Annotated in this window: 3 protein-coding genes and 1 pseudogene; 2 read left to right on the forward strand and 2 right to left on the reverse strand. The window is 61.9% G+C overall.

The window, feature by feature from the left end; translation table 11 throughout:
- Positions 1–413 precede the first annotated feature (413 nt).
- The gene (locus tag BKP54_RS34585) at positions 414–995 is read right to left on the reverse strand and encodes a TetR/AcrR family transcriptional regulator (protein ID WP_057210220.1); all 582 of its coding nucleotides are present in this window, start codon (positions 993–995) and stop codon (positions 414–416) included.
- A gap of 248 nt (positions 996–1,243) precedes the next feature.
- Between BKP54_RS34585 and BKP54_RS34590 the strand changes: the two genes are divergently transcribed.
- Both BKP54_RS34590 and clpB read left to right on the forward strand, forming a co-directional pair.
- Complete coding sequence (locus tag BKP54_RS34590) at positions 1,244–2,251, forward strand: hypothetical protein (protein WP_057221351.1); 1,008 nt, start codon at positions 1,244–1,246, stop codon at positions 2,249–2,251.
- Positions 2,252–2,553: 302 nt separating this feature from the next.
- Positions 2,554–5,160: an ATP-dependent chaperone ClpB gene (clpB, locus tag BKP54_RS34595; RefSeq protein WP_057210218.1), complete on the forward strand. Its 2,607-nt coding sequence runs from the start codon at positions 2,554–2,556 to the stop codon at positions 5,158–5,160.
- A gap of 131 nt (positions 5,161–5,291) precedes the next feature.
- On the opposite strand, the pseudogene BKP54_RS34600 reads toward clpB, so the two are convergent.
- Positions 5,292–7,246 (reverse strand): annotated as a pseudogene (locus BKP54_RS34600) (M23 family metallopeptidase).
- Positions 7,247–7,714: the final 468 nt, after the last annotated feature.

The following is a 7,714-nucleotide window of genomic DNA, read 5'->3' on the forward strand; positions in this document are numbered from 1 at the left end:
GCGGCCTCGCGTCGCCGCAGCGCGCCGCGCCCGCGCCGTCCGCGCCGCACTGCAGCCGATGAAGGCGAAGCGTCAGGCGACGCGCCTCCGGAAGCGCCGGCACTGGCTGAGTCCGAGTAAGTCTTCCTACAGCGCCGCGCGTCTTATTGGATGCGCAAAGGTCGCTGTAGCACTTTGAATGGCTGCATGTTTTGATCGTTAAATCGAATAGGATTTAAGGAAACATGCAGTTGGGCGGCGTATGCGGCGCGGCAGAAGCGAACATCAAAAGCCCGGTCCGCTCTGCGGCCGGGTTTTTTGTTGCCGGAATTTTGCTCGGAAGACTGCGGACGCTGAAGCGCACCATAATCGCTAGGGCTGGCGATCGTCCCGTGCCGCACGCTCCATTGATCGCCGGCTTCTGGCGTTGTCCATCAGCCGACAGCTTTGACAATCAAGGCTGCGAGATTGGTGGCCGCATCGTCCTCGGTCGTTCGCCCCCGGACGAACTCCCGGGCAATCGCCTCCGCAGCACCGGCAATGCCCGCGCAACGCAGGCGCAGATCATCTTCGGTGAGGGTGGAGAAAGGTGCGATGGCTGCGCCGATGAGCGCGACATAGTCATCGGCGAGTTCCTGCTGCACGCGGTCCATCTCGGCATTGCCACGCAGGGCGCCTGACATCGCCTGCCATTCCGAACCGCTTTCGACGGCACATCCGATGTAGACGGCGCTGATGATGCCGGCGACGGATGCAAGATCGGCCGGGGCGTCCAGCAGCGCTTTCTTCAGCTTATCGGTATGGCGCTCCTCGATCTCGCGCGAAAGCGCGATCAGCAGCCCCTCGCGGGTTCCGAAGTGCTCATAGGCGATCGGCTTGCTGACGCCGGCGCGCTCGGCCAGGTGGCCGAGGGTGAGGGCGTCCGCGCCGCATTCCCGCAAAATTTCCTTGGAGGTTTCGATGAGCTGGGCACGCCGTTCGGGCTTGGCTAGTTTCCTGATCGCCGTTTTCTCCATCGGCTGCTCTCCTCGGGTCGTCCACACTGCCGCATGTTTCCTTAAATCCTATTCGATTTAAGGATAAAAACATGCAGCAGTTCAAAGTGCTACAGCGACCTTTGCGCGTCTAATAAGACGCGCGGCGCTCTAGGCGATAAAATATCCCAATCCCTTGACGGGGCGCGTTTGCTACTTATCTACCGATGGTAACTTACTAATCGTAGGTTGGCAAAATGCCACCTTCTTTCCGTCTAGGAGATATGAACATGTCGAGCAAGTTCTCACCCGTGCTGATCATCGGCGGCTCGGGCGTCGTCGGGTCGCAGGCGGCGAAGGCGATCCGCAGGCTGCATCCCGATCTGCCGCTGGCAATCGGCGGTCGTGATCTTTCCCGGGCGCAGGCCGTCGCGAGCGAGGTCGGTGGAGCGACCGGTGTGCGTGTTGATCTCGACCGCGCCGATCTCGGTCTTAACGACAAGGACGCCTTCAGCGCCGTGGTGATCTTCGTCAAGGACGAAAGGCTGACCTCAATGCGATATGCGCAGGGCAGGGGAATACCGTATATCAGCCTCTCCAGCGGAACGTTCGAGATCGGGCCCGAGGTTGCCCAGTATATCCATGCACCGGACAAGGCGCCGATCCTGCTCGCCAGCCATTGGCTTGCCGGGGCTGCGATCTTCCCGGTGCTCGAAGCGCTTTCGTCCTACGAGACAGTTGACGCGATCCGTATCGGCGTCCTGCTCGATGAGGAGGACATGGGCGGGCCAGCGGCACTTGCCGATTACAACCGCATCACCGGCAACGCGCCGGCATCGCTGACGGTCAAGGACGGCAAGCTGCATTGGGCGAGCGGGCAGGAAGCAAGCGCGCGCTACAAAAGTGTCGATGGTGTCGAGCTTGATGCTGCCGCCTATTCGCCCTTCGACGTCATGGCGCTGGCCACACGTACCGGCGCCAGGGAGATCCGGCTGGATCTTGCCTACAGCGTCTCTGCCAGTCGGCGGCGCGGCGAGCCATTTTCGACGGAGATCACGCTCGAGATCGAGGGGCAGTCGAAAGACGGAGAGTGGGTCTCGCGCCGGCATGAGATCGTGCATCCGCAGGGCCAGGCCCCGCTGACAGCGCTCGGCGTCGCGCTTGCGGTCGAGCGCATGCTCGGTCTGTCCGGGGGCGAAGCGCCAAAGGCCGGTCTCTACCTGCCGGAAGTTTTGATCGAGCCCGCTTACTACGTCTCCCGCATGAAGGAGTTCGGCACGTCGTTTGCCGATCGCTGATCTCAGGGCCGCAGCCGCAGCGCGTTCGCCCGACGCGGCACGGCAATGCCCTGCATCCAAAAGCCGACGGCCGCGCATCGTAAAGACGCGTGGCCGTTTTCGTCCTTCGCAAGATTTCCTAATTGCGACATGCAATCAGCCCTTTAATTTCGAAATTCGCTGCCCCATATTCGCTTCGGACGTGTTGATCCCGCGCAAGGTGTGGATCGACGCCCGATGACAGGTTCGCCGAATGCGGGAACCTGATCCTGAAACACCAGCGGGTGCCGCGTGACGGGCCTGGTGGGCTATGGAGGTAAAGTATGAATATCGAGAAATATTCCGAACGCGTGCGCGGTTTCCTGCAATCGGCGCAGACCTATGCGCTGGCGCAGGGACATCAGCAGTTCACGCCCGAGCATGTGCTGAAAGTGCTGCTCGACGACGACCAGGGCATGGCCGCTTCGCTGATCGAGCGGGCTGGCGGCGACGCGCGCGAAGCGCGCGCCGGCAATGATGCTGCACTCGCCAAACTGCCGAAGGTTTCCGGCGGCAACGGTTCCGTCTATCTGTCGCAGCCGCTCGCTCGCGTCTTTTCGAGTGCGGAAGAAGCGGCCAAGAAAGCCGGCGACAGCTTCGTCACCGTTGAACGCCTGCTGGTGGCCTTGGCGATCGAAAGCTCTGCTGCCACGGCCGACGTCCTGAAGAAGGCCGGCGTGACGCCGACCAAGCTCAACCAAGTCATCAACGATATTCGCAAGGGCCGCACCGCCGACAGTTCCAATGCCGAGCAGGGGTTCGACAGCCTGAAGAAATATGCCCGTGACCTGACGGCCGATGCGCGCGAAGGCAAGCTCGACCCGGTGATCGGCCGTGACGACGAAATCCGTCGCACGATTCAGGTGCTGTCACGCCGGACCAAGAACAATCCGGTCCTGATCGGTGAGCCCGGCGTCGGCAAGACGGCGATTGCCGAGGGCCTCGCCCTGCGCATCGTCAATGGCGACGTCCCGGAGAGCCTGAAGGACAAGCGGCTGATGGCGCTCGACATGGGCGCGTTGATCGCAGGCGCGAAGTTCCGCGGCGAGTTCGAAGAGCGGCTGAAGGCCGTGCTCAACGAAGTGCAGGCGGAAAACGGCGAGATCATCCTGTTCATCGACGAAATGCACACGCTGGTCGGTGCCGGCAAGGCGGAAGGGGCGATGGATGCCTCCAACTTGCTGAAGCCTGCGCTTGCGCGCGGCGAGCTGCATTGCGTCGGCGCGACCACGCTCGACGAATACCGCAAGCACGTCGAGAAGGACGCAGCCCTTGCCCGCCGCTTCCAGCCAGTGATGGTCGAGGAGCCGACAGTCGAGGACACGATCTCGATCCTGCGTGGCCTGAAGGAAAAATACGAGCAGCACCACAAGGTGCGGATTTCCGATTCCGCGCTGGTTGCCGCCGCTACGCTGTCCAACCGCTACATCACCGACCGGTATCTGCCGGACAAGGCGATCGACCTGATGGACGAGGCGGCCTCGCGTCTGCGCATGCAGGTGGATTCCAAGCCTGAAGAGCTCGACGAACTCGATCGCCGCATCATGCAGCTGAAGATCGAGCGCGAAGCGCTGAAGAAGGAAACCGACACCTCGTCGAAGGACCGGCTGGAAAAGCTCGAGCTCGATCTGGTCTCGCTCGAAGAGCAGGCATCGGCGCTGACGGCCCGTTGGCAGGCGGAAAAGCAGAAGCTTGGCCGCGCCGCCGACCTTAAGAAGCAGCTCGATGAAGCCCGTAACGAACTGGCGATCGTCCAGCGCAAGGGTGAGTTCCAGCGCGCCGGAGAGCTGACCTATGGCGTCATCCCCAAGCTCGAGAAAGAGCTTTCCGACGCCGAAAGCCAGGAGAACGCCAACGCCAATCCGATGGTGCAGGAGGTCGTCACCCCCGACAACATCGCCCATGTGGTTTCGCGTTGGACCGGTATCCCGGTTGACAAGATGCTGGAAGGCGAACGCGACAAGCTGCTGCGGATGGAAGACGAACTGGCGAAATGGGTCGTCGGCCAGGGCGATGCCGTCCAGGCGGTATCGCGTGCCGTTCGCCGTGCCCGTGCCGGCCTGCAGGATCCGAACCGGCCGATCGGCTCGTTCATCTTCCTCGGCCCGACCGGGGTGGGCAAGACCGAGCTGACCAAGGCGCTCGCCCGCTTTCTGTTCGACGACGAGAGCGCGCTGCTGCGTGTCGACATGTCGGAATACATGGAGAAGCACTCCGTTGCCCGGCTGATCGGCGCACCTCCCGGCTATGTCGGTTACGAGGAAGGCGGAGCGCTGACCGAATCCGTCCGCCGCCGGCCCTATCAGGTCGTGCTGTTCGACGAAATTGAGAAGGCGCATCCGGATGTCTTCAACGTGCTGCTGCAGGTGCTCGACGACGGCCGCCTGACCGATGGTCAGGGTCGCACCGTCGACTTCCGCAACACGATGATCATCATGACCTCGAACCTGGGTGCGGAATATCTGACCGGCCTTGGCGAAGACGAGGACAGCGATGTCGTTCGCGACCAGGTGATGGACGTCGTCAAGTCGGCCTTCCGGCCGGAGTTCCTGAACCGCGTCGACGAGATCATCCTGTTCCACAGGCTGCGTCGCTCGGAAATGGGCGCGATCGTCGATATCCAGCTCGCACGGCTGCTCAAGCTGCTTGCCGAGCGCAAGATCACGCTGGAACTGGAAGATGACGCCCGGACGTTCCTGGCCGAAAAGGGCTACGATCCCGCCTATGGCGCTCGGCCCCTGAAGCGGACGATCCAGAGGTATCTTCAGGATCCGCTGGCCGAGAAGATCCTTCAGGGCGAGTTCCCGGATGGATCCACTATCAAGGTTCTTGCCGGCTCCGACCGCCTGAACTTCAAGCGTGGCGCCGGCTCGGAAAGAGAAGCCGCCTAAACCGTAGAAACTTGAAAAGGCCGCCCTTCGGGGCGGCCTTTTTCGTTCATGCCTAGGAATTCTGTTGCTGTGGGGATCGCGGTGACCGCCTCTCGAAGCGTTAGCCGTCGACGAAGGGGGGATCTCACTGGCTACTTGCTGGCCACTTCGCTGCCGTTGCCGTCCTTGTTCAGCAACTCGTCGATGCGGTCGCGTTCCTTCTCGAACTTCGCAAGCGCGTCACCACCCAGTGATTTGCCGCCCGGCAGGCGGATGCGCAGCGGATCGACCTTGTTGCCGTTGACGATCAGCTCGTAGTGCAGATGCGGACCGGTCGAAAGACCTGTCGTGCCGACCCAGCCGATCACCTGGCCCTGAACCACTTTCGCCCCGGCCTTGACGGTCTTGGCGATCGCGCTCTGGTGATTGTAGGAGGAGACGTAACCGTTGGCGTGGCGGATCAGCGTTTGGTTGCCGTATCCGCCGGAATCCCAGCCAGCCTTCTCCACCGTGCCGTTGCCGGCGGCGATGATCGGCGTGCCGCGGGGGGGCCGCCCAATCGACGCGGTGTGCATACGCGAGAAGCCGAGGATCGGGTGGCGGCGCATGCCGAAGCCGGAGCGGAAGTGGCCGTTCGGCACGGGGTTGCGCAGCAGGAACTGGCGGATGCTCTTGCCTTCGCCGTTGAAGTAGTCGATCGAATTGTCGTCCGGATCCTGGAAACGGTAGAAGGTCGTCTCGGCATCGCCGAACTTCGCCTTGACGTAAAGCAGTTCGGAATCCGCCGTCGCCAAGCCGCGATCGTCGGTGACCGAGAAGAAGGCTTCGAGCGAATCCGTCGGCTTCAGCTGCGCCTGGAAGTCGACATTGCTGGCGAGCAGCTTGACGACGAGCCCGACCATGTCGGCGTTCATGCCGTAGGAGAGCGCGGCGCGATAGATACCGTCATAGACGCGCGGCAAATCGTGGGTGCTGGTGATCGTCGGCGTGCCGTTGTCGTCGAAGGCGTCGCGACCGCGTCGAGCTTGGGCGGTTCGGCGCCGGGAACGAAGCGGCCGTTGTCGTCGACGGCCATCGTCAGCACATGGCGGTTGCGCGAATAGATGGTGGCGCGGACGATGCGGGCTTCTTCGCCCTTCTGGATGATGCCGATGCGCAGGACGTCGCCGTCGTTGAGTTCCTTGGCGCCGAGCGCTTCGCCGATATAGCCGGCAGCATCTTCGGCCTGCGCCTTGGCGTAGCCGGCATTGACCATGGCGGTCGCGATGTCGGTCTTGCGGCGCACCGGAATGATGTCGTCGGCATACTCAGTGCTTTGTTCGTTGATGCTCTCGTAAGCCGCATCGCTCTTGTTTTGCTCGACGATGCGTGCGGTCAGGCCCTGGAGAAGATCGAGACCGTCGCTATCGGAGGCGAAACGCTGCGGGTCAACATAGAAGAGCGAAGCGACCTGGGTGCTGCCCTCGGTCAGGACCGAACCGTTGGTGCGAACATTCTCCTCGACCTCGTCGAGAGACATCGAGTTGTCGAAGGTCAGGCTGGAGCCTTTGATCGGAAAATCGACCGTTTTCAGCGCCACTTCGGAATCGACGTTGGAGCCGTAGAGCGTGCCGGTACGCGCGACCTGCGGTTCGGCATCGGCGTCGTCGGTGGAGAAGATCGCCAGCGGATCGAAGTCCGGATAGCTGTCGGAAACCTGGTGGTTGGCGGCAAGCGCCATCTTGACGTGAACGAAGGGCTGTTTGCGCACCACTTCCTTCTCGCCGTCATGGATCATCGTCGAGACTTCCATGACGGTCTTGTCAGCCGGCTTGGCAACGATGTTGGGCGAAAGGATGCGGCTGCCGCGCTTGGCATTGACTGGGGCGTTGCCGCCGTTCGATGCGTCGAGTGCTGCGTAGGCTTCGGCCGGGATTGCCAGCTGCTGGCGACCGTCAAGCGCTGCAAAAAGCGCGACGCCCATAAGAAGGCTGGAGGTGATGCCGGTCAGGAAGGTGCCGGAAAGCCAGCGCAACGAAATCTCGCGTCTGTCCGGTGCGCGCCGGCCGTCCGCAAGGATCGGCGGTTGGTCGCCGAGCGACCGGACCATTTTCTTGTCGGTGATCATTCCGAGCTGGGGGCCCCTGATTTGTCTTGCCGTATTCTTGCAGGCGATACGTTGCGCGAAGATGTGCATCTTTCGCACACGGGAGTCAAATCCATGAGGGGAGGACAGGTGAGGGGGTGCACACCCTATAATATGTGCATCCGCGTTCCCCAGGCGCCCCCGCGTGACGCACCGATAATTTCGCTTAGATCGGTGGATTGTGAAGAAGTAAGGGCCAAAATGTGTCTCCACAGGCCGTTCGGAGGCGTCCGAAAGTTTTTTCGGAGTGAAAAGCCCGCATTTCCGGGCTTTGTCAGAAAACTGTCATTTATTTTGAAATTGCCTGTTGACGTGTTCGATGTGTGGGGTCTATAAGCCCGATCACTGAACGAGGGCGGCGGCGCTGCTGGCGACGATGTCCTTCGTTTTAAGGTTTCCTTGATTGGCGGATGCTGATTGGTCGGGACGCGAGTTTCGGCGGGAAGTTTT

It is taken from the genome of Ensifer sp. 1H6, assembly GCF_001976035.1.
GTDB lineage: Bacteria > Pseudomonadota > Alphaproteobacteria > Rhizobiales > Rhizobiaceae > Ensifer > Ensifer canadensis.